The sequence below is a fragment of the Sphingomonas taxi genome (assembly GCF_000764535.1).
Classification (GTDB): domain Bacteria; phylum Pseudomonadota; class Alphaproteobacteria; order Sphingomonadales; family Sphingomonadaceae; genus Sphingomonas; species Sphingomonas taxi.
On sequence record NZ_CP009571.1, the window covers coordinates 325,734 to 348,603 of the forward strand.

A 22,870-nucleotide genomic window follows, 5' to 3' on the forward strand; every position below is an offset into this window, starting at 1 on the left:
GGGACCTGGTGACGATCGCGCTGCCCGGTGATTTCGGCAAGCCGCGACCAGCCCTCATCATCCAGTCGGACCAGTTCGAACAGACCGGCACCGTCACGGTGCTGCTGGTGTCGGGTACGCTGGTGGACGCGCCCCTCATCCGCACGACGATCGACCCGACACCGGCCAACGGCTTGCGCAAGCGGTCGCAGGTCATGGTGGACAAGGCCATGTCGGTGAAGCGCGACAAGATCGGGGCGACGATCGGCCACCTCGATGCCGAAACCATGCTGGCGGTCACGCGAGCGCTTGCCGTCTTCTTCGCCATCGCCTGATCCGACGATGGCAAAAAATGCGGCTGCCCCGCAGAATGGCCTCTTTCCTTCTGAGGACAGGATGGGCTTCGCGGTTCCGGTTTCACCCGCCCATTCGCTGCTGCTCCTGAACAGCTACATGCGGACGGACCTGCTGCTCGGTATCCACCGGCACGTTCATCGAATGAGGGACCAGAACGTGGCGGGATCGCCGATCCACCATCTGGCGGACAGCTTCGCCCATGTCGTTAACGCCTATGACGGTATCAACCTGTTCGAGTGCGTTGCCCACAACACCCTGCACCAATCCCTATGTCGAGTTCTGCCCCGAACCAGAATATGCTCATGACATCAAACTCATGAAGCATCGTCTCCGTTGTCTGCGACGGACAATCAGGAATTTGGCGCGCTTCGACTGAGACGTGGCCAAACGGCCAAACCTGTCGTTTCCGGTATCGCGCGCGGACGGACTATTATTTGGCGTCCGTCGCATCGATCGTGCGCCTGCCGCACCCAAGGCGATCTTGAGCGGGTGGTGGCCGAGGCCAAGCGTCTGCATGGTCGCATTGACGCGCTGATGCTGAACGCCGGATTGTCGGAACCGGCAACGATAGTCGAAGAGACCGGCGAGCATTTTGACCGGCACTTTGCCGTCAACGTGCGCGGCGCACTGTTTGGAATTCAGGCGGCGCTGCCCGTGATGAGTGACGGAGCATCGGTGGTGTTAATCGGCTCGATTGCCGACGTAATGGGCGTGACGCCGTTCAGTACCTATGGAGCGACCAAGGCGGCACTGCGATCCTATGCGCGAAGCTAGGCGGCCGAGTTCGTGCCGCGTGGCATCCGCGTTAACGTTGTCGCGCCGGGCCCGACAGATACGGACATGATGGCTGCGGTATCCGAGGAAATGCGGCAGATGCTCATCAAGCCTATTCCGCTTGGGCGCATGGCACGCGCCGACGAGGTTGCCGCCGCTGCCGTCTTCCTCCTCAGCGGCGATGCCAGCTTTACCGGCGCCGAACTCTGCGTGGATGGAGGCATGCGACAGGTGTAGCCAGATAAACGAGCGGCGCCTGATGCGTGGGTCGGCTAGACCGCGCGATCAGCATCGCCCGACTGCAGTGGCAGCGAAATCGGCCGATCCCCCCGAAAACGCTGAAGGAAGTACGTCTCGCGCGGCTGAAAGAATGATCAAAGTTGGGCGGCGAAGAACAAGCTGTGAATGTCTGAATGTGGGCTAGGTCAGACCTCAGTGCGTTCGGCCAGTTCCAAAGCGTCCTCCACATCAACGCCCAAGTATCGGACCGTGCTGTCGATTTTGGCATGGCCGAGAAGGATCTGAACGGCGCGGAGATTGCCAGTTGCCTTGTAGATAATCGATGCTTTCGTGCGCCGAAGCGAGTGCGTCCCGTAATCTTGAGTCGGAAGGCCGATGCCGACCACCCACTCGTGCACGAGGCGGGCATATTGGCGCGTGCTCATGTGAACCATGTAGTCGTTTCGGCTTGGAAAGACGAAGTTGTTCAGTGTCCCGCCGCGTCGCTCCAACCAAGCCCGCATCGTCTTTCTCGCGGTGTCCATCAGCTCGAACTGAACCGGTCTTTTGGTTTTCTGCTGAACCACGACGGCGCGGTCACGGACGCGCCCGCCGGAAACTACGTCGCCGATCCGCACCCTGACCACATCACAGCCGCGCAGCTTGCTGTCGATGGCGAAGTCGAACAATGCTCGGTCGCGCAGTCGTCTATGCTGGTCGAGCCAGAAGCGAATGGCCCAGACCTGTTGCTGTTTCAGCGCCCGCTTCGCACCGATAAGCCGGCCCTCATTCCAGGGTCGAAGTTCGTCAAAGGCGGGGTCCATCGGCGAGTGCCCCATCGATCATCTCCATTGGGTCGGATCGGCCAATCGAGCGTACGCAGCCGCGGTAAATCGACGGTTCGGAAATGTGGTTGATCGGCCATCGGTGATGCTGAACGAGCGGCCGGTTTCGCGCGGCGCTTCGTAGTCTCCGAGCGGCCGAAAGTGGGGAACCGAAAGCGACCTGCCGATGACCGCATGTGGGCCAAAGAGCGGCGGTGTTGGGTCGGTGTTTGGCACTGAGACCGCTTCTTGTTCCCACGCGGCGCCGTAGCAGATGAAGGCATCACACTCCTCGGCAACGGTATTGACGAGAACCAACACGTGAGCACGTGACAGTGCCTACATCGCTGCCTAGGCTGCCAGCCACGGCCCCAAACGCGGCCGGGTGAGGAGAGGCTGCCATGGCCCGTCGTATCACAGTTCTTGCCTGTGCAGCTGCCGCTCTGCTCGGGGCCAAGGCGCCGCCGGGTCCGCGTCCAGGCATCACCGGCATCTCGCACCTGGCTGTTTATGCTCGGGACATGGCAAAGTCCGAGCACTTTTACACGCATGTGCTGGGCGCCCGGAAGGGCACGGACCCAGAGAACCCGGCCGGCGTCCGCTACTATCTGAGCTCGCGCCAGTTCGTGGAGGTGCTACCCGCCCCCGCCGGACAGGGGCCCAGCATGCTGGCGCACGTCGCCTACGCGACAACGGACGCGGCGACGCTGCGCGCCTGGCTGGCCGCGTCAGGCGTCTCTGGCCTCGGCGCGATGCAGCGCTCTCCCGAAGGGGATCGTTGGTTCGCCCTGCGCGATCCGGAAGGCAACGGGATCCAGTTCGTGCAATCTGCGAGCGCTGACGCCAACGCCGTTCCCGGCGCGATTAGCGGGCGCATCATCCACGTCGGCTACGCCGTCCACGACCGGGCCAAGCAGGACGGGATGTACCGCCGCCTGCTCGGCTTCCGGCCGTATTGGTATGGCGCATTCGAGCCCGACAAGGTCGACTGGGTGTCGCAGCAGACGCCCGACGGTCGGGACTGGCTGGAATACATGATGATCGGTCCGGGTTCGGACGTGCCGCTGACCAAGGTCGACGCCCGCCAGCTGGGCGTACTTAACCACCTATCCTTGGGCGTTCCCAATATGCAGGCCGCCGTCACGACGCTGCACCGGGAAGATCGCCTGAGCCCGCGTCACGACGGTCCACAAATGGGCCTGGACGGCAAGTGGCAGGCCAACCTCTACGACCCCGACGGCACGCGGATCGAGCTGATGGAGTTCCAGCCTGTAACCAAGCCGTGCTGCTCATCCTTCACGGCCGAGAGTCCGATCGGGTAGGTGCTGGCGACGTTGAACGAACGGCAGAAAGGCGGAGCGAGGAAACGGGGTTCGAGTGACCGCATCGGGGCCTCAACGCCGCGTTGAGTCTTGCTCTGGTCTGCCGGCATTTAAGCGATTGCGATCTCACTTCCGGCAGCAGGCGTACGCGGTGACAGTTTCCACTTCGGCCGGACGAAGTGACACGTGTATCCGTTAGGTTTCCGCTCGAGATAATCCTGATGTTCCGGCTCGGCCTTCCAGAAATCGCCTGCTGGGGATAGCTCGGTGACGACCTTACCCGGCCAGAGCCCCGACGCCTCGACGTCCGCGATTGTATTTTCCGCAACACCCTTCTGGACGTCGTCGGTGTAGAAGATCGCCGAGCGGTAGCTTGCGCCTCGATCGTTGCCCTGCCGGTTCACCGTCGTCGGATCGTGAATCTGAAAGAAGAATTCGAGCAGCGCACGGAAGTTTGTGCGGGCGGGGTCAAAGACAATCTCGATCGCCTCGGCGTGATTGCCGTGGTTGCGGTATGTCGCGTTTGGCAACTCGCCGCCCGCATAACCGACGCGCGTGGAGACGACGCCTGGCAGCTTGCGGATCAGGTCCTGCATGCCCCAAAAACAGCCGCCGGCCAACACTGCACGCTCTGTGGTCACAGGTGGTTCCTCAATCTGATCCAGATAGCCGCCATAACCCTGCGAGGCCATGTCGGCACGTGCCACGAAGCGGAGCGCGGCCGAGTTGATGCAGTAGCGCAAGCCACCACGGTCTCGCGGTCCATCCTTGAAGACGTGGCCCAAATGGCTGTCGGCCCGCGCGGAGCGCACTTCCGTCCGCGGGATGAGCATCGACCAGTCGCGCTTTGCCGTTACGCTGGCGGCATTGATGGGCTTGGTAAAGCTCGGCCATCCGCAGCCGGACTCATACTTGTCAGTGCTGGCGAACAGCGGCTCGCCTGAGACGATGTCGACATAGATGCCCGCCTGCTTGTTCTTCAGCAGCGGGCCGGTGCCAGGTCGCTCAGTTCCATTCTGCTGAGTGACACGGAACTGCTCGGGCGTAAGGGCGGCGATGGCCTTATCGGTCTTGGCATAGCTGGTCATGGTCTAACGGATGTGGTGTGCCGTTCCTACGGTGTCGAGGTGCCGTACGGCCGTAGCCCCGCGTCAATGCCAAGCAAGAAGCTGCGGGAACGTGCGCTCAGGCGACGGCTCATTCCCGAAAACATGCCCGTCCTGTCGGGATGCTCGGCCGACACCGTCTTTTGAACATGAACGGTTGTCTTTTGTCCTTAGGTGGGCAGCGTGCGAAGGCGCGTCTGCGTCCGAAACTGGGTCCGCGAAGCCGCGGAGCAGCTGACCGCCGCAGGGCCCATCTTGGCCGTTCCCAGCCCCGTCGCTTTCCCGAAGTTTGCTGCTTTGGAAATTTCTCCGCCGCCAACTAGCCGTTTCCGGGAGGTGCATTCAGGAACAGATTTCGGAAAAGCGTGCGCCCCGGGCGCCTGTGGGTACGATGGGGGCGGTCTGTTTCCCACGTCACGTTCCTTTTTGGGAATGCTGCGGCGCTACGGTAAGCCGCCTCACGCGTCAGGAGATTGTTTCGGCGGATGCAGGCAGCAGCGCGTTACAGGATGTAGGTAGCTCTGCGTCACAGACAGCCTCTTCTGCCGGACATCGACGCCGGCGCGACGGCTTTCAACAGCAATCGCCGGCGATGCCTCGTCCAGTTGGCTGCGTCACCCCAGCGTCCGATGAATGCGCGGTATCGACGATACCGCGGCAAACCGTTATCCGGCGATGGTGAAGACCGAACCGGAATCGACTCTGATGCCGGCGCCATTGATGAAACTCGCCCGCTCGGAGCACAGGAAAGCGACCGCTGCGGCAACCTCTTCGGCCCGCCCGCGCCGCTTGAGCACCATGCCCGGCCGCTCCTCTTCGAGAAAGCTCGCGATCGCCTCATCGAAGCTCTCGCCGCGTTCCTCCGCCCGTTTGCGCATCATCGTGTCCGTCATTGGTGTCGCGATGAACGCGGGCGAAACGGTGTTAACCAGTACGTTGTCGCCGCCATAGGCCTTGGACAGCCCCTTCGCGAGGGCGAGAATACCTGCCTTGGATGCGCAATAGGCCAATTCGTCGATGTAGGGCTGTACCGCATCTTCGGAGGCGAACAAGACGATCCGGCCCCAGCCATTCTCGCGCATTGCCGGAATGGCTTCCCGGCACATCCGAACCGCGCCCATCAAATTGATGTCGAGCGTATCCTGCCAGCCGGCATCGTCGACCTCAAGGAAGTCGCCCGTCGCTCCCGTCACGCCTGCGGCGTTGACGTAGATGTCAGGGTTGCCGAGCCTGTCGCGCACCTGCGCCCAGATCGATCGCACGTCATCGGGATTGGTCACGTCGCCCGCGACGGCGATGACCTCGCCGAGTGAGTCGAGGTCCGCGATCGCCTCGTCCAGCGTACCATCGGGCCGATCGGTGATCGCAACGCGGACCCCCGCCTCGAGCAGCAGGCGTGCCGTCTCCCGGCCCATGCCTGAATCCGCGCCACTGATAAGCGCGATACGGTTCTTGATACCCAAATCCATGATGAACTCCTCAATGCCTGGATGCGAGAAAACGGTCGGCGGTACGCAGCGACAACGCCATGATGGTCAGCGCGGGATTGGCCGCCAGCGCGCTGGGAAAGACGGAATTGTCGCAGATCAGCAGATTTGGCAGATCGAAGCTGCGACCGTCGGGGTCGACCACAGCGGCGTCGCCATCCGTCCCCATGCGACACGTGCCGATCGTATGGGCGGAGCGGTCGACCGCGACGATGTCCCTCGCACCGGCCGCCTCCCAGATCCGAGTGAGCGTGCGCCGGGCATGACGGTCGATCGCTTGCTCGTTGGCGTGATAGCTGAAGTCGATCCGCGCCTTGCGGTGGCCGTAGGCGTCGACCTCGTCGGCGAGCATCAGACGGTTGTCGGCATGGGGCAGGCATTCGCCGTTGATCCCGATCCCCGCCATCCGATTGTACCCGCGAAGAAGGGCCTGGAGCCGCTCACCCCACATGCCGGCCCCACGCGCAAGGCCGGTGGCGAGGTTGACGGGCAGCACGCCGAGGCTCTGGATGAGATAGCCGCCCGCGCAGTCCGCATCGCCGGGCCGCATCATGTCCTCGCTGATCAGCGAGGAAGGATAGCCGCGGTTCATCCGCATGTCGGCGTCGAACCGGCCCCAGATCTGTGTCGCGACATGCGCCATGAAGTTGCGGCCGACCTGACCGCTTGAGTTGGCGATGCCGAGATTGAGCAACAGCCGCGGTGTCTCGACCCCGCCGGCGCACAGGAAGACCGTCGAACAACGCTGGCGATGCTCCTCGCCGTCCTGTTGATACACGACTGCGCCGATCCGTCCGCTGCAGTCGAACTCGAACGACACCACGCGCGCCCCGGCACGAATCTCGGTCCCATGCGCGAGGGCAAGCGGCAGGTAGGTCGTATCCATGCTGGTCTTCGCCGCGGTCCGACAGCCCTGGTGGCAGGTGCCGCAATTGACGCAGGCCTGACGCTGCCCCCAGTGCGGCTGGTCCCGATCGCGCGAAACCAGGGCGGCAGGCGCATCGGTGGCGGTCATTCCGACCGCCGCACAGCCGCGGGCCATTGCGTCAGCCGCGGCGTTGCGCGCGACCGGCGGATAGGCATAGCGACGGGTGGCGTCCCATGGGTAGTCGTCCGGTCCGGATACGCCGGTAAACTGCTCCACCTCCGCAATGTAGCGGATCAATTCGGCGTGATTGATGGGCCAGTCGGCACCCTGGCCGGTCATCGTCTTCAGTTGCAGGTCGCGGGGATCGGGGCGGGGGCAAAAGGCGCCCCAGTGCAGGGTCGACCCGCCGACCCCCATCCCCGAATTGTTCGAACCGAACGCCGTCGGGGTCGCCCCGCCGCTCAGCCGCTCCTCCATCCAGTAGATGTCGGCGGCGACCTCGTCGGCGACGTGGTCGTCGGGGCGGAACGGTCGGCCCGCCTCCAGCGCCACCACCGACAGGCCTGCCTGCGCCAGCCGCGCGGTAAGCGGTGCGCCACCTGCGCCCGTGCCGATCACCACGGCATCGACGACCTCATGCGCGCCGTAACGTTTCGACGTCACGAGGCGCGCTCCACCGACGGTTGCCAGGCTTCCAGGTCGTCGGCGCCGGTGCGCGTGTATCCCTGCTTGCGGCGACCATCGCCACCGACCGCGAAGCCGTCATAGCCGATGGCTGCCATCGTCGTAGGCAGCGACATCCAGATGCGCACCGTTTCGGCGCACACGTCCTCGAACCACAACGCCATCTGTTCGGGAGAGAGCTGTGTTTCATTCTCACGGTTGCCGACCTCGCCGTCGGCCACACGTTCGAGCAAGCGGGTCTGCGCGCCGAGGTCGAGGGAGGTGAAACCATAGGCCGCCATCGTCGCAAACCCGCGCTGCCATGCCTCACGGTCGGGCGGCAGTATTGCGAAGCGCCAGCCATCCCCGGTCCCGTCCGCGATGCCGCTCAGGATACGATCCGCCAGAATAGCCGCGCCGTCAGCATCGGGCAGGATCTGCGCGACCAGAGCCGTTGCCGTGGTACGGTTTTCCGCCGTCCAGATCGCAGCGGGGGCAGGAGGACGCAGGCGGTCCAACAGGGCAGCGCGGGTCCTGCGGCTGACGCGATCGGAACCGAGCAGCGTCGCGAAATCGGTGGGCAATTCGGCTTGCGTGACGTTCGCGACATGGCCTTCGATCAATGCGGCGAGCACCTGCGGCTGTTCGTAGGGGATAAGATGTGCCGCCCCCTGCACGACCTGAACATCGGCCGTCACGTAATGCGGCAGGTTGAGCCGACGCTGGGCATCCTCACCCAGATCGCCATCGTCCGCGCCGGCGAGGATCAGGGCAGGTATCGCGATAATACCCGCCTCGGCGCTCCAATCCTCCCGACTCCCGCGCTCCAGCCATCCGAGCCACGCCTCGCGGCTCGAACGCCGTACGTCGTCGATCGCCGTGTCGCGCAAGGGGGGCGGCAATCGTGCCGTGGTGTTGGCGTCGACGAACGTTGCGGCTTCGGCGTATGACGCCTGCTTTTCCGCGAACCAGCCGATCATCTCGGCGCGACGATCCTCGTCCATCGGTTCGGGCGAGGGGGGCGATGCGGCAACCAGCACGACGCCTAGGATTGCGGACAATCCGATCTCCCCCCGCGCGGCTCGTGCAGCGACAAGCGTTGCGATCTTGCCTCCCATGCTGTGGCCGACGAGCACGCACGAAGACAAAGCGCGAGACCGTATCTCGTCCGCCAGCCAATCCGCCATCGCAGCAACGTCCAGATAGCCATATGGTGCGGCCGCCCCGAAGCCTGGCAGGTCGAGCGCGACGCAATCACGCCCTGGTAGATAATGGAGAACAGGCTTCCACTCTTTCGCGCTTGCACCAAGTGCGTGAAGAAACACCAACGTCGGTCCGGTCATCAGGCCTCGCAAAGTCAACTGCATGCCCGACGTTGCAAAGGATGGTCAGTTCCGAAGGCATGCACCCGTTGCCAAAAGAACGGTGGTAACCGTTCCAATGCGCCTGCCGAGCCCGCCCTCCAGCGACTGGCTTTCAAAGGACCGCAGCCCCCTGATAAGGACCCTTCGGGCCGGTCCCTTGTTGTGGGGACGCACGATCCTCATGCAATATCGGAGCTGAACCCCATGGCCAAAAAGCCGCCCAAAGCGAGCAACGCGTCCACGGACGAAGCGCAGCCGCGCTACGCCGTCAATTATCGCGAAATCCAGCCGTACGGTACGTTGAAAGACCTGCCGATCGCGCTCGAAGACAATGCGCGTGCCCAGAGCGTGGAAATCCTGAACCAGATTCTGGTCGATACCATCACTCTGCGCGACATGTACAAGAAGCACCATTGGCAAATGTCTGGCGCGACCTTCTACCAACTGCATCTACTGCTCGATAAGCATTTCGAGGAGCAGTCCGACCTGGTCGACATGATTGCGGAGCGGATCATGGCTTTGGGCGGCATCAGCATCGCCATGGCGCCCGACGTGGCCGAGATGACCCGCATCCCTCGCCCTCCCAAGGGACGCGAAGATGTTCCCTCACAGCTCGCGCGTCTACTCGAAGCGCACGAGATCATCCTGCGTCAGGCCCATGAAGGCGCGGAAGCCGCGGACGAGTCCGGCGATGACGGCACGAACGATTTGCTGGTCAGCAACATCATTCGCACCGGCGAGCCGCAAGTCTGGTTCTTAGCCGAACATCTTGCGGCAACCGAACTAGTGCGTCCCAACGCATAAGCCTCAGCGGGTGGCGCACACGTAACCTCCGTGTGCGCCACGTCCCATACGAGGCGAATTAGAGATGAACAGATGTCCAAAGTTGGGAGCGACGAAGGAGCGCAAAAATGGCCGAAAGTGGATCGTGACGACACAGGGCATTGAAACTGCGCCGCAAGCGCCGGGTGCTTTGCTTAGGGAACAAATATCCGCCTTCAGGAGCGTGCTCCCGACACAGTCGCGATAAAGGCGCTTAGGTCGGCCCGCATCAATTCCGGCTCTTCTAACGCGGCGAAATGCCCGCCCCGCGGCATGTCGGTCCAATGTACGATGTTAAAGGTCTTCTCTGCGAACGAGCGCGGCGGCGGGAAGAACACCGGGTCGGGAAAGGCCGCAAAGCCGGTGGGCACCTGGATGAAGGTGCCGGCCGGAAGCATTCGCGACTGCTCAAGCCGGCTGCCGTAGTAGATCCAGGTTGCCGTCACGAACGATGCCGGCGCGATATAGAGCATGATGTTGGTAAGGAGTTCCTCCTCGGAGAATTTGCTCCAGATGTCGGGGTCGCCATCGGCGGTTGTCGGAAGATCGGCCCACTTGCCGAACTTCTCGAGTATCCAGCCCGCCGCTCCGACCGGGCTGTCGGCCATCGCCATCCCGAGCGTCTGCGGACGAGTTTCCTGCTCGTGAAAGTAGGCGCTCTCCTGATCGGCAATCGCGGCCCGCTTGGCGGCGAAGGACTTTTCCTCGTCGGTCGTCGGATTGGCGTCCTCCGCGCGTATGGTCATCATATTGATATGGATGCCGAGTAGAGCGTTCGGTCGATCGTGCGCGGCCCAGGCCGCAACACTGTGGCCCCAATCCCCTCCTTGAATGAAATACTGCGCATCGCCGAACAGTTGGGTCATCAGCCCATGCACAAGCGCAGCCGTCCGCCGTGGGCCGATCGGGCGCGTGATCGGGTTGGAGAACGCGAACCCAGGAAGCGAGGGGACGACGACATCGTGCCCGTCCGCTGCGAGCGGCTCCAACAGCCGTTCGAACTCGAGATACGAGCCCGGCCAGCCGTGAAGAAGCAGGAGGGGCGGCTTGGAGCCGTCGCCTTTCACGTGAACGAAATGGAGGTGCTCGCCTTCTACATCGGCCGTGAAGTTGGGGAGCGCGTTGAGGCGCCGTTCGACCGCACGCCAGTCGTAGCTGTCCAGCCAATACGCGGCGAGCCGCTTGAGGTCGTCAACCCCGACCCCCGCTGACCAGCCCCCCGCATCCGGCAGTTGGCTCCAGTCATAAGCCTCGACCTTGGCTCTGATCGTGGCGAGCTGTTCGTCGGGGATGTTGATCGTGTAGGGTGAAATCATGGTGGTTCTCCGCCTAAGCTGGGATGCGGTTCGATTGAGAGGGCGTCCAGCAATTTGCTACTCATATTATCGGTGGATGTTCTGAGATCCGACGGCCGCTCGGCATACTGCTTTGTACGTACGTCCCCCCATTCGGTGCCATCCATTCGTCCCGACAATACCGCGGTTTGCGTGTCGCGTCCGAGATGAACGGGTGGCAGAAGTTGGGAGGCGAACGTCGGGCGTCTAGCGACTGCTTCTGGGTCGTCGGCGAGATTTTGATTCAAGGGGATGGAGTTTTTATCGGCTTAGCTGCTGCCGGGTGAGGCGAGGGTTCTCGTAGAGGTCGCGGCAGGCACGCAGCCGGAAGCGATCCACCAGCGCTGCCAGCGATGTTCGGCGGCATCGTGGAGGATATGGCATCGCTGGGATAGCGCCTTGAGATTACCCGGCGCGCTACTGCCCGGATCATGGTCGAGATGCGCGCAGGCGAGTACCACCTTGGTGATCCGCACCGCGCCGAGCGCGACCCCGGTCCTGACGCGATGCGCCGGCCGCGGTCGCTCCGCCAGCAGCGTGCCTCGCCATCCCACCAGCGCCCATCGCCAAAATGGGCGACGTGTCGCAAATGCGGCCGCCGGCATTGTTCGCAGCGTGCACCGGCGCGGCGGAAGCGCACGGTCGCCGACAGCTGCTGCCAGTCTATCGGATAGAGCCCGCGGTTCTCGGGGCGGATCGGCATGCTGATTCTTTAAGTCAGCCGCAGGCAGAACAAAAGGGAAATCTGCCGGCAAGGTGATCCTTCGGTGGTTGAGCTACTCAGATGAGATGGGTCGGTGTAGCCTCTATCTTACGCTTGGATGGGACGCAGGCCCTTAAGAATGTTGCCCTCGGTCGACAGGTAATTGTCGAAATAGTCAAAGCGAGGCGTATTGGCGAACAACAGATAGTAGTATTTCATCTGCTCGGACCACCAGTAACCGGGGCAGTGATCGGCCTGACGCTTGGGCGTTGCTGTCACGTCGGCAAGGTCCGTGTAGCCAAAGGGAGCCTTGTTCCACCGCTTCATCGCCTCAAAGTGAAGGCGACCAATCTCGCGCCAGCGTGGGCTTCGATCGATCAGCCAGAGTGTGAAGGCCGCGTCGGCGAGTTCGGGGCGCAGCGCGTTGGTGACCTGCGTCGGCCGCGATGTCGCATAGTCATAGCCTTCTGGCAGGACACCATAGCTCGCCTGCACCTTGGCCCAGCTCTCGGTGTAGGCGGCACCCTGTTTGAGTGCGCCACCTTGGCCGAGCAGGCCGCCATAGAAGGAGGCGAGCTCGTCCTGCTCGGTCGAAATCACGGCGCCGGTCTCGAAGTCAACGTCGGCGAACCACAGCTGATGATCCTTCCAGACCTGCTGATGCTTGAGGATAGCGACAGTGCACACATCGTACATGCGCTTACAGTCGGCATCGCTGAACAGCTGCCAGCTATCCCACAGATACTCGAAGAAGCTGTCGCAATAGGAGCCGATCGTCGCGGTGCGGGAGCGCCAGGCGCCGCTCAGCACGTCGATCTTGGTCGCCACCAGATCGAGAGGCGAGCGCCGCTCGAAAACCGCGATCATCGCCTTGCGTGCGGCTTTTGCATAACGAGGATCACCGGTCAGCTGGCTGAGCGTGCCCCATTCGGGCAGATACGCTTATGGCGGTGGCGCCTGGTCAGGGCATCCTGGCGCACCGCAACGCCGACGGGAGCATCCATACCTATGTCGCGGTAAACCGGCCGGAGGCTTGGCTGACGAACGACGTGGGTTCCGCGACCAAGCGGGTAGCGGCCTTATTTGATGGATGGGCACCGCCGCTCCGAGCGCTGATCGCCGGCAGCGACGCGCTGCCGGTCGTGCGTCCCATTCACGCGCTGCCTCCTTTGCTCACTTGGCCGCGAGCGCCGGGCGTCACGCTGTTGGGTGACGCGGCGCATCTGATGTCACCTTTTGCAGGTGAAGGTGCAAACCTTGCTATGCTTGACGGCGCGGAGCTGGGGCATGCACTGGTCCACAGCTCAGGTGACCGCGAAGGTGCGTTGGCTGCTTTTGAAAGTGACATGTTCGCGCGCAGCGGTCCGGTCGCACAGCGCAGCGCCGCCAACCTCTCGCGCTTCTTCGGACCGGACGCGCCTACGGATGTCGTTGAGCTCTTCGCCAGCCGATGAACAAACGTCCGTTTTGAGGAAGCGCGGATTGTGCCGTGGATGACCACATCTGGGTCAACTGGACAGGCTCGCCGCCAGCGACGAACAAACCTCGGTCGCGCGAATTTGTCATTAACCTTCATAGCTTATGCCCGGCGGGCAAAAGCCGGGGGCAGCGATGATACGGGTGGGCGGGGAAGGGGAAACCGGCCGGCGGAACCAGGCAATCGACAGTCTGCGTGGGTTGCTCGTCCTGGCCGTCATCGTCGGCCATTATTACGAGCTGAGCGACCGGCATGGTTTCCTAGCATGGCTCGGCGCCGGCGTCCGGATGCCGCTGTTCATCGGTCTTGCCGGCTATCTGTTCAATCTCGAGAGTGCCCGCACCCGGCCGCTGACGAGCACGTTGCGCAAATACGGGCAGCGGCTGATCATCCCCTGGGCAGTCGCGTGCGCGGTGTATCTGACGAGCGCAACGCAGCTCACGCCGCTGTCGCTGCTGACCGTGCCGTTGCGGCCGCCCTTCCACTTCTGGTTCGTGCCGGTGATGATGACCTTCATCCTCATCGCCGCGCTGAGCCGGCGCTCGCCGCTCGCCATGCTCGGCGTCGCGATCCCGATCAGTATCGCCGCCATGTACATGCTCGGTGTCCAGCACGTCATCCAGCAGGGCTATGCAGCCTGGCTGCCCGATCGCCGATTCTTCATCTATCCCATCTATTTCTTCTACGGCCTGTGGGTCGCCCAGCGTCGGCAGGATCGCACGAAGCTGTATGCGGCGCTGGCGTTGGCGCCGATCGGCCTGCTGTGGTGGTGCACGCTGTACGTCCACCCCTCGATCCCCGGCGAAGTGGCGGCAAGCCTCATAACCTCTTTGTCGCTGATCTGCCTGCTGCCCGGCATCCGCAGTGCGTCGCTGGTCCTTCCCCTGATCGGCGGCATCGGGCGGCAGAGCCTGTTCTTCTACCTATGGCATCCCATGGTCTTTGCGCTCTGGTCGAGTTCGGGCGTGATCGGCATGTCGATGCTGCTGCTCTCGATCGCCACCTTGTTCGCGGGCTGCGCCTTGCTCGCGCGCAGCGACGCCGCATCCCGCGTCTTCGGCATTACTCGCCGCAGGCACCGGCCTCCGGTCGAGGCCATGGCTTTTGAGCCGATTCCGTTGCGGGAGCGCAACGCATGACATCGGCAAAGCTACTAGCACGCACCGGAATGTTGACCTTGGCCTGGCTCGCGGTGCTGCCGATCCTCGCCATGCTGCTCGGCGCGATGGTGCCGATCGTGCCGTGGCTACGCATCTTCGCGAGCGATCTCGTGCCCAATTGGGTGTCCTGGTTTCTGTTGGGGGCGCTGATCATCGGCGCGCTGGGCGTGCTGGCGCATCGGGCGCGAGCGACGCGGGTCACACTCGCGCTGATCGCAGCCGCGGCCGGAACGGCTCTGGCGGCCGCGATCGTCATGCTCCATTTGCTGCAAGTGGCCTGGGCGAATGGCGCGAGGGTAGACCTGCTCAGCACCCTGTCGGTGCGTCAATTCAGCGAGGCCGCCAGCCCGGATCGTAGCCTCGTCTATGCGCGACGGCCGCGCGAGGCGCTGTGGCTCGACGTCTATCAGCCGGCCGACGTGCAGGCCGGCCCGCGTCGCCCCGTCCTGGTCGTCGTTCATGGCGGTGGTTTCATCGAGGGCAGCCGCCGGGTCGGCGCCGCCAACATGCGCCGCTACGCCGATAGCGGCTGGATCGTGGTGAGCATCGACTATCGACTGGCAAGGCCGGACCGACCGACCTGGAACCTCGCCACGCGCGACGTCCGGTGCGCCCTGCGTTGGGTCGCGGCGCATGCGCGCGGGCTCCATGCCGATGCGGACCGGGTTACGCTGTTCGGCGTCTCGGCCGGCGGCAATCTGGCGATGGCGGCCGCTTATACCAACGACGATGGTGCGGACGACGCGCGCTGCGGGTCGCGCACGCCATCGATCGCCGCGGTCATCGTCAAGGCGCCGCTGATCTCGCCGCTCGCCTCCTGGCAACGCGAGGGCGAATTGCAGGGGCAGCAGCGCTTGTACATGAGCCGCTACATCGGTGGTCCACCCGAGCGCTATCCCGAACGTTACGCCGCGCTGGACCTGCGGCGGCTGAGCACACGCGGCAATCCGCCGACGTTGATCCTGGCGGGGAAGAACGATCCGCTGCTGCCGGCAGCCAGCGTTGAGGATTTTGCACGCCGGTCGATGGCGGCAGGCAATGCCGTGGATCTGCTCATGCTCCCTTATTCGGGGCACAATTTCAACACGACCTTCAACAGCATTACCAACCAACTGTCGATCGCGACGATCACGCGATTCATGAACCGCTATTCAAGAGAACTTCCGGATCCTCAATCGAAGGTCAAGACGCAATGATCATAAAGCGCGAATGACGCTGGCAGCGGGGGCGACGGCGGAGTAGTAGATTGTAAGGAATCCGTTGAAGCAGGGAGCAACCCGTGCCAGTGCCTTAGGTTCGCAGGCATGATCTTGAGTCGGCCTCGACGCAGATAGCGCGACATGGCCGGAACACGATCTGCAGTTTGTTATTTAGGCTAATTCTCATTAAAAGCCAGGACGTTCTAAGGAAGTTTGTATCATGGGCCGCGGTAACCGAACAAGCCCTGCTACTTAGCAAATTGTTGTAAATGGCTACTGGCGCTTATAAATCCGCTGACATGCGCTACGATTATTAACGAATGGCAATAGTTGGGAAGGGGGGAAGTGGGTCCGAATGGCTGCGCTTGGCTCGTGGAAGCCACGGCGCGTTTCGGAGATGTGATACTCGAAAGCACGAACTTTGTTCAGCTTGTCGTCTGTTTTTGCCCATAATCGGATGTTCAGCGTAGGCCTTGCGGCTATCGGCTTTTGCCATTTGCTTATGGCATTAAACGCCGAACTCGTTGAGCTGATCAAATCGCATAAATTCGTAAATTAGCTATTGTTTTTGACTTGAACCAATGGACTTCGCGACCAGCGGGCGAGGGTATTAAGTAGGAGGCGACGGGCGGGCCGTGGGTGTGGACGCGTGGATGGCCCATTCTCAATCTGAACATCGGCGCATTCTAAAGTCTCGCCCAAATTGTTGATCTACATTCGATTATTTGGCAGTCTCTTGGTGGGGGACTGTCATGGCTCAATCGACAACGGCGGACGCGGCGCAATTGGGAGATGCGGGGCTCGATCGGGTCTCAGAGTGGCAGGACGCTACAACGCCGTTAACAAGAAGACGACCTTCCGTGAAGATTGGCAGGCGCTTCTCGGCGCGGTCAATCCACGCTTGGCGCCATATGGCCACGCCGCTGCGATAATCTGGCCTCTAGGCGTGCTGGCGCTTGGGGTCGGGCTGATCACAGCATTTTCGTCAGGCATCAACTGGCACACGCTGCCCATGAAATCGGCAGCGCTCGCACTCACGATTGCATTCGCCTCCCTTTACTGGCCGCACCGCATAGTGAGATACTTCAATCTCGACGGACAATATCCCCGGCCTTTCAGAACGATGACCGTCAAGGAGCGGAGACTCCGCCTCCTCTACAAAGTCTGGATCGGACTGCTGGTCGTCGCATGGCTTTTAATAGCCTTTGTCTTCGCTACCGCGCCTGTGACGCCCGATGCGCCGGCGGAGGGGCGAGGGACCACGGTCCTGGTGATGCTAGTTTTCCTTGCGGCATTGGGCTTCTTGCCGTGGTTAATACACCTCAAAAACAAGACTGAAGCCGCGAAGGAGGCAAAGAGACTAAGGGCGGCAGAGTCTGCTCCCAAAGCCATATCCTAGGCTGAAGCGAGACTCGATTCAGAAGCTGTCGAGGGTGACATCTATCCTTGGTTAGTGCGCTTTGTTTGTTTTCGATACCGGGTCTATGGGCTTTTTGTTCCCAAAGAAGAATCTTCGAAACGCTATCTTATCAGAGCTTGGGGTAAGGGAAATGGACATCGGCGGTTTATCGGGCCTTTTGCACGAGCTTATGACTGGGTGATGGAGTGGGTCTTGCTCGGTATCGGCTGGCTGATCTTTAGGTCGCTTGGTTGGGCGGTGATGAAGGGCTGGAATAAGATCAAGTCTTCCGTCAAACGCCACGTTTGGCATTGGATTACATCGCACCTGTAGATACCGATTTGGTCCGACCAAGGGTGCATTACGTTCGGCTAGGTCTCTCGCGAACTGGCGAGACGTTTCCAAACGTCCGATCGATCAGTCCGTCTCCAGCCTGAATTGAGTAATGACGTTCCGCAATTCGACCCAAGGATCACGGAAGAACAACGGCCGCGATAGCCGTCCAGCCTTTTCGCTGGCAGAGGAGGTTAGCTCCACGGCACGTTGTGGAACCGTGTCCAACGTGGCGTAGCTGGCTTAGGCGTGTCCGCTGGTGTGTGCCCCGCGTCGGAAGCGGTCAGACTGCGAACCTCCGGATCACGACATCCGTCGGTGAATGGCCGGGGTAGCAAGCTGGTCGTTCGCGACGACGAACAATCGTCCGAAGTTGTGGGAGCGGGAAGGGTGGGCTGAATGTCCACTTGTGGGCATAGGTGACATGGCTCAAACCATGGGCGGCCGAAAGCCACGTGTAGACCGTGTGGTTGATCTTCCTGTCGAACAGCCGGCGCAATCGTGCACAGGCGCTATCATCCGATGCAGGCGGTCCCGCTCGGATCGACGCCCACCCGAACACATATGCAACCGTCGTTAACTCGTTATTTAATGAACATTGACAATCTAAGCTTCGCGATGCCATCCTGCTCATGACGCGTCACAGAACGCGACATGCAGAGAGGATGATTGATGCGCACGTTCCTGTTGTCGGCGTCTGTGATCGCCGTGATGAGCTCGACCATTGCGAACGCCCAGGTTGGTCCGGCCGAGGCCCCTGCCGCCACGATTCAGAAAACGCCGCAGTCATCGCAGAACCCAGTTGATGCGACGGACCCGAACGCCATGCCGGGTGATACCGGCGACGACATCGTCATCACCGCCGAGCGCCGCTCGACCAGCCTGCAGCGCACCGGCGTCGCGGCGTCAGTGCTGACCGGCGAGGACCTCGTCCGCAAGAGCGTCAACACCGTCGAACAGCTGCAATTCTCGACCCCGTCGCTGACCGTCAACACCTCCGGTCAGGCGAACAGCTTCAATATCCGCGGTATCGGCAAGTCGGAAATCTCCAGCTCGGTCGGCGTCGGGGTCGTCACCTATCGCGACGGAGTGCCGACCTTCCCCGGCTATTTCCAAAGCGAGCCTTATTACGACATCCAGTCGGTCGAGGTGCTGCGCGGACCGCAGGGGACGTTCGCGGGTGGCAATGCGACAGGCGGCGCGGTGTTCATCACCGAGACCAACCCGACGCTCGACAGGGTCAAGGGCTTCGCCACCGCGCAATACGGCAATTACGATCAGGTGAGAGCACAGGGCGCGATCAACCTGCCGCTGAGCGACACGCTCGCGATCCGCCTTGCCGCCAATCTCGAGAAGCGCGACAGCTTCTTCACCGTGACGGGGCCATGGACGGGCAATCCCGGCGATCTCAACGCGATCAGCGGTCGCGCCAGCCTGTTGTGGCAACCCGACAGTCATCTGCGCCTGCTGGTCAAGGGCGACTACAACCGGATCAACACCGGCGGCTTTCCCAACAGCCCGGCCTATTTCGGCAGCGCCGCCGCGCCGGTCCTCAATACCAGCGACCCCTTTACGGTCTCCAGCAATAGCTATCTGTCGGGTCAGGACGAGTTCGGCCGCATCTCCGCCAATCTCAGCTACACGTACGACAGCGGTCTGATGATCCGGTCGATCAGCGGCTTCCAGAAGGGCACGCTGCAGGAGACGATCGATGCCGACGGCACCGCCGCGCAGAACAACACGTTCCAGGATTTCGTCAACGAACACGTCTGGTCGCAGGAGCTGAACATCGTCTCCCCTGATACCGGGCGCTTCACCTGGCTGATCGGCGGCTTCTACCAATTCGACAAATACGAATTTCCGGTCGACAACGGCTATGTCGCGCTCGCCCCGGCTGGTGTCGTGCGCTCACTGCGGATCGAGGGGACCAACCCGCACACCGCCATCGCCGCATTCGGCCAGGTCGGCTACCAGCTGACCGACGGCCTTCAGGTCACGCTGGGCGGCCGCTGGTCGCGGACGACGTCGCGCAACGACGTCAATTATCCGATCGAGCTGTTTCTCGGCGCCTTGCCAACGTTCAAGACGGTGCTGGTGCAGCACGATTTCAACGCCAACAAGAATGTCGACGGCAAGCTGGCACTCAACTGGACGGTCGATGCCAACAATTTCCTCTACGCGTTCGTCGCGACGGGGACGAAGGCGGGCGGCCTCAACGGCGCCAACCTGTTCGGTACGACGCCGCGCGGCTTCGTGCCGGAGAAGGTCACCGATTATGAACTCGGCTGGAAGGGGACGCTGCTCAACGGGCATCTGCGCACGCAGATCGGGGGCTATTATAACAGCTACCGCAAGTTCCAGGTGCTGATCGTCGATCCGGCCACCCCCAATTTCACGTCGATCTTCAACGTGCCGAACGCCACCAAATTGTACGGCTTCGAGGCGTCGGCGCAGGGATCGTTCGGTAACCTTCTGTTCGACGCTTCGACGTCGATCTCCAAATCGGAACTCGGCGAGTTCTTCGCGCGCGACCCGCGCAAGGGAACGACGGGAACCTGCGATCCCGTGACGGGGCCAGCCTCGGCGTCGGGCTGCATCAATCTCGGCGGGCGGCGGCAGCCCTATGCGCCGACGTTCACGCTCAGCGCCGGTGCGCAATATGCGATCACGGTGGCCGACGGCGTCTCGCTGACGCCGCGGGTCGATTACGCGCATATCGGCGCGGTATGGGGAACGCTGTTCCAGACGGCGCAACTGGGGGACTATCTGAAGGCGCGCAATATCGTGAACGCTCAGCTGACGCTCGACAACGGCACGTGGTCGATCGCCGGGTTCAGCACCAACCTCACCGACCAGCATTACATCGGTTCGCTCAACGGTATCCGCCGACTGGCGGCGGCGCCGCGCCAATATGGCGTGCGCGTCAGCACCAAATTCTGATTTCCCGCGATGCGCTTGTGCAAGAATCCTGGCGTCCGGCGACGATCGGATTTTCCGACGCCGCGGCGCGCCAGCCGCTCCTCTTTGCCAGCCGCTCCTCTTTGAAGGCCTCGTCATGACCCCCGGATCGATGCAGCCTTATGCGCTGACGCTCGACAAATTTCTCGACCATGCGGCCAAATGGCATGCGTCGACCGAGGTGGTGACCGGCGGCGACGGCGGCAGCGAGCGCATCGGCTATGCCGCGCTGCGCACGCGTGCCAGCCTGCTGTCGGGCGCGTTCGCCGCCTTGGGCCTGAAGGCCGGCGACAATCTGGCAACGCTGGCGTGGAACAGCCAGGCGCATGTCGAATGCTGGTACGCGGCGATGGGGACGGGGATCGTCTGCCACACGCTCAACCCCCGCCTCGCGCCCGCACATCTTGCCGCGATGATCGATCAGGCGTCGGACCGCGTCCTGGCGGTGAGTCCGGGGCTCGCGCCGTTGGTCGAGGACCTGCTGCAACGCTGTCCGGGGATCGCCCATGTCATCCTGTTCGACGAGCCCGGTTCGACCATGGCCGCACCGGCCTCGGACCGTGCGCGCATCTGGCGGATGGATGAGCTGCTCGCCGAACATGGCGCGGCCATGCCGTGGGGCGGCTTCGACGAGCATGCGCCGGCCGGCCTTTGCTTCACCTCCGGTACCACGGGTGCGCCCAAGGGCGTCACCTATACCCACCGATCGAATTATCTTCATACCATGCATCTGCTCGCCGCCGACGTCGTCGGCATCACCGCGCGCGATGCCGTGCTGGTCGCGGTGCCGATGTTCCATGCCAACGGATGGGGTTTCGCCTTCGCCGGACCCGCCGCGGGCGCGAAACTGGTGCTGCCCGGCCGCAACCAGGACGGCGCGAGCCTCGCCCGGCTGATCAACGACGAGCGGGTGACCGTCGCCGCGGGGGTCGCCACGGTTTGGCTCGGACTGGTCGATCATCTCGAGAAGACCGGCGGCGAGGTGCCGTCGCTCCGGCGTATCCTGCTCGGCGGCTCCTCGGTGCCGCAGGCGCTGATGGATCGACTCGAAGCGCGGCTGGACGTCACCATCCAGACCAGTTGGGGGATGACCGAACTGTCACCGGTCGGGACTGTGACGCCATCCAACGCCACCATCCGCGCATCGGCCAAGTCAGGCCGTCCGCCGATGGGCGTCGACCTGCGTCTCACGGACGAGGCCGGCGTGCCGCTGCCCGACCAGCGCGACGGGGAAGGGCGCCTGTGGGTCAGGGGGGCGAGCGTCGTGGAACGCTATTTCGGCAGGGAGGAGGCTGCGACCGACGCCGATGGCTGGTTCGATACCGGCGATCTCGCGCAAATCGATGCGGCCGGCAACCTCAGCATCACCGGACGCGCCAAGGACCTGATCAAATCGGGGGGCGAATGGATCAACCCCGGCGAAATCGAAGCGATCGTCGGTGCCTTGCCCGGTGTCGCGCTGGTCGCCGTCGTCGGTCGCGCGCATCCGCGCTGGGGTGAGCGCCCTGTGCTGGTCGTCGAGGAGCGGAAGGGCGCGATGCTGAGTGACGATGCCCTGCTCGACGCGCTGCGCGGGCGGATCGCGAGCTGGTGGCTGCCCGATGCGATCGTACGCGTCGCCGCCATGCCACTGGCATTGACCGGCAAGATCGACAAGATGCGCTTGCGGGAAGAGCATGGCTGAGGCCATGGGTGTGGGCATCATGACCGATCCAGCCACTGGCCCCAAACGCCGCCCGACGAAAAAGGCCGACCAGCGCGCGGCGACGATGGAGCAGATCTTCGATGCCGCCGAGGCCCTATTCGCCCAGCGTGGCCTGTACGGCGTCACGCTGAAGGAGGTGGCGCTACAAGTCGGCGTCCACCAGTCGCTGTTGCATTATTATTTCAAGGACAAGAAGGACCTTTTCGATGCGGTCATCGCCCGGCGTGCGGCGGTGACGATCGAGCGCCGGCTGGCGACGCTGGACGCCTATGAACGCGACGCCGCGGGCAAGCCGACCGTCGAGGGCGCGCTCCACGCCTATCTCGATGCCGACCTCGACCTCTACGGCAATGGCGACATCGGGTGGCGAAATTTTGGCATGCTCGGGGCGCAGATGAGCAACACCGCCGAATGGGGCGCGGACCTTATGGACACACATTTCGACGCGGTCGTGCTGCGCCTGATCGAGATCCTCAAACAGGCCCTGCCCGGCTGTGCCGAGGAGGATCTGTTCTGGGGCTATCATTTCGTCACCGGGGCGCTGATGCTGTCGCTGGGCCGGACCGGGCGGATCGACAAACTGTCGGGCGGCCTATGCCGGTCGGAGGATTTCGCGGCGATCAAGGCGCGGATGGCACGGTTCATGGCGGCGGGCTTCCTCGCGACGTGCGAGGCGCGGGGGCGTTAGGACCGATCGCCATCGGTCGGGTCGCCGTTCGGGTTGTCGCGTGTCCGGGCGACGATGCGCCGACGCCGTCGCCCGGTGCCTTACCAACTCGTCACCCCGGACTCGGCCCGGAGTTCACCGGGCGGCAAG

At 63.0% G+C, this 22,870-nt stretch carries 20 protein-coding genes and 1 pseudogene; 12 read left to right on the forward strand and 9 right to left on the reverse strand.

Translation table 11 applies throughout. From position 1 onward, the window contains the following. Positions 1 to 8: 8 nt before the first annotated feature. From MC45_RS01420 to MC45_RS01430, 3 genes and pseudogenes are all read left to right on the forward strand, one after another. Entirely contained in the window at positions 9 to 314 is a 306-nt protein-coding gene (locus tag MC45_RS01420; RefSeq protein WP_245640809.1) for a type II toxin-antitoxin system PemK/MazF family toxin, read from the forward strand. 7 nt (positions 315 to 321) lie between these two features. Continuing rightward, a complete protein-coding gene (locus MC45_RS19140; RefSeq protein ID WP_156143745.1) occupies positions 322 to 642 on the forward strand; it encodes a hypothetical protein in 321 nt (106 codons plus the stop codon). Between the two features lie 27 nt (positions 643 to 669). Then, positions 670 to 1,347 (forward strand): annotated as a pseudogene (locus MC45_RS01430) (SDR family NAD(P)-dependent oxidoreductase). A gap of 188 nt (positions 1,348 to 1,535) precedes the next feature. Here the strand turns inward: MC45_RS01430 and MC45_RS01435 are convergent. Further along, the gene (locus tag MC45_RS01435) at positions 1,536 to 2,168 is read right to left on the reverse strand and encodes a tyrosine-type recombinase/integrase (RefSeq protein ID WP_038658636.1); all 633 of its coding nucleotides are present in this window, start codon (positions 2,166 to 2,168) and stop codon (positions 1,536 to 1,538) included. Positions 2,169 to 2,171: 3 nt separating this feature from the next. Further along, complete coding sequence (locus MC45_RS19145; RefSeq protein WP_156143746.1) at positions 2,172 to 2,474, reverse strand: hypothetical protein; 303 nt, start codon at positions 2,472 to 2,474, stop codon at positions 2,172 to 2,174. Between the two features lie 80 nt (positions 2,475 to 2,554). Here MC45_RS19145 and MC45_RS01440 point away from each other — a divergent pair, with 80 nt between their 5' ends. Further along, positions 2,555 to 3,475, forward strand: a complete 921-nt coding sequence (locus MC45_RS01440) for a VOC family protein (protein ID WP_038658638.1) — start codon at positions 2,555 to 2,557, stop codon at positions 3,473 to 3,475. 110 nt (positions 3,476 to 3,585) lie between these two features. On the opposite strand, the gene MC45_RS18790 is transcribed toward MC45_RS01440, so the two are convergent. From MC45_RS18790 to MC45_RS01460, 4 genes are all read right to left on the reverse strand, one after another. Further along, positions 3,586 to 4,563: a bifunctional methionine sulfoxide reductase B/A protein gene (locus MC45_RS18790; protein WP_081974286.1), complete on the reverse strand. Its 978-nt coding sequence runs from the start codon at positions 4,561 to 4,563 to the stop codon at positions 3,586 to 3,588. A gap of 683 nt (positions 4,564 to 5,246) precedes the next feature. Further along, positions 5,247 to 6,050, reverse strand: a complete 804-nt coding sequence (locus MC45_RS01450; RefSeq protein ID WP_038658641.1) for an SDR family NAD(P)-dependent oxidoreductase — start codon at positions 6,048 to 6,050, stop codon at positions 5,247 to 5,249. Positions 6,051 to 6,060: 10 nt separating this feature from the next. After that, complete coding sequence (locus MC45_RS01455; RefSeq protein ID WP_342667003.1) at positions 6,061 to 7,491, reverse strand: GMC oxidoreductase; 1,431 nt, start codon at positions 7,489 to 7,491, stop codon at positions 6,061 to 6,063. 104 nt (positions 7,492 to 7,595) lie between these two features. Then, positions 7,596 to 8,966, reverse strand: coding sequence for an alpha/beta fold hydrolase (locus tag MC45_RS01460; RefSeq protein WP_245640810.1), 1,371 nt, complete (start codon positions 8,964 to 8,966; stop codon positions 7,596 to 7,598). A gap of 201 nt (positions 8,967 to 9,167) precedes the next feature. On the opposite strand from MC45_RS01460, the gene MC45_RS01465 reads away from it, so the two are divergent. Then, positions 9,168 to 9,767 carry a Dps family protein gene (locus MC45_RS01465; protein ID WP_038658646.1) on the forward strand — a complete coding sequence of 200 codons (600 nt, stop codon included), beginning with the start codon at positions 9,168 to 9,170 and terminating at the stop codon, positions 9,765 to 9,767. A 194-nt stretch (positions 9,768 to 9,961) separates the two neighbouring features. Here MC45_RS01465 and MC45_RS01470 read toward each other — a convergent pair whose 3' ends face one another. The 3 genes from MC45_RS01470 to MC45_RS01475 all read right to left on the reverse strand — a co-directional run bounded on the left by MC45_RS01470 (position 9,962) and on the right by MC45_RS01475 (position 12,758). After that, a complete protein-coding gene (locus tag MC45_RS01470) occupies positions 9,962 to 11,101 on the reverse strand; it encodes an epoxide hydrolase family protein (protein ID WP_038658649.1) in 1,140 nt (379 codons plus the stop codon). Positions 11,102 to 11,388: 287 nt separating this feature from the next. Continuing rightward, positions 11,389 to 11,673, reverse strand: a complete 285-nt coding sequence (locus tag MC45_RS19725) for a hypothetical protein (protein WP_245640811.1) — start codon at positions 11,671 to 11,673, stop codon at positions 11,389 to 11,391. A gap of 257 nt (positions 11,674 to 11,930) precedes the next feature. Continuing rightward, positions 11,931 to 12,758, reverse strand: a complete 828-nt coding sequence (locus tag MC45_RS01475; protein ID WP_281177493.1) for a glycoside hydrolase family 47 protein — start codon at positions 12,756 to 12,758, stop codon at positions 11,931 to 11,933. 8 nt (positions 12,759 to 12,766) lie between these two features. Between MC45_RS01475 and MC45_RS19150 the strand changes: the two genes are divergently transcribed. From MC45_RS19150 to MC45_RS01510, 7 genes are all read left to right on the forward strand, one after another. Beyond that, positions 12,767 to 13,276 (forward strand): FAD-dependent oxidoreductase, encoded by a 510-nt coding sequence (locus tag MC45_RS19150; RefSeq protein ID WP_156143747.1) that lies wholly within the window; start codon positions 12,767 to 12,769, stop codon positions 13,274 to 13,276. Positions 13,277 to 13,403: 127 nt separating this feature from the next. Next, positions 13,404 to 14,438 (forward strand): acyltransferase family protein, encoded by a 1,035-nt coding sequence (locus MC45_RS01485; protein WP_081974287.1) that lies wholly within the window; start codon positions 13,404 to 13,406, stop codon positions 14,436 to 14,438. 29 nt (positions 14,439 to 14,467) lie between these two features. Next, positions 14,468 to 15,655: an alpha/beta hydrolase gene (locus tag MC45_RS01490; protein WP_038658652.1), complete on the forward strand. Its 1,188-nt coding sequence runs from the start codon at positions 14,468 to 14,470 to the stop codon at positions 15,653 to 15,655. A gap of 820 nt (positions 15,656 to 16,475) precedes the next feature. Next, on the forward strand, positions 16,476 to 17,057 hold the full coding sequence (locus tag MC45_RS01495; RefSeq protein WP_156143748.1) for a hypothetical protein: 582 nt from the start codon (positions 16,476 to 16,478) through the stop codon (positions 17,055 to 17,057). Between the two features lie 1,158 nt (positions 17,058 to 18,215). Next, positions 18,216 to 20,330, forward strand: coding sequence for a TonB-dependent receptor (locus MC45_RS01500; protein WP_052075464.1), 2,115 nt, complete (start codon positions 18,216 to 18,218; stop codon positions 20,328 to 20,330). A gap of 115 nt (positions 20,331 to 20,445) precedes the next feature. Further along, positions 20,446 to 22,032, forward strand: coding sequence for an AMP-binding protein (locus MC45_RS01505; protein ID WP_038658660.1), 1,587 nt, complete (start codon positions 20,446 to 20,448; stop codon positions 22,030 to 22,032). 19 nt (positions 22,033 to 22,051) lie between these two features. Next, on the forward strand, positions 22,052 to 22,741 hold the full coding sequence (locus tag MC45_RS01510) for a TetR/AcrR family transcriptional regulator (protein ID WP_038666192.1): 690 nt from the start codon (positions 22,052 to 22,054) through the stop codon (positions 22,739 to 22,741). Positions 22,742 to 22,870: the final 129 nt, after the last annotated feature.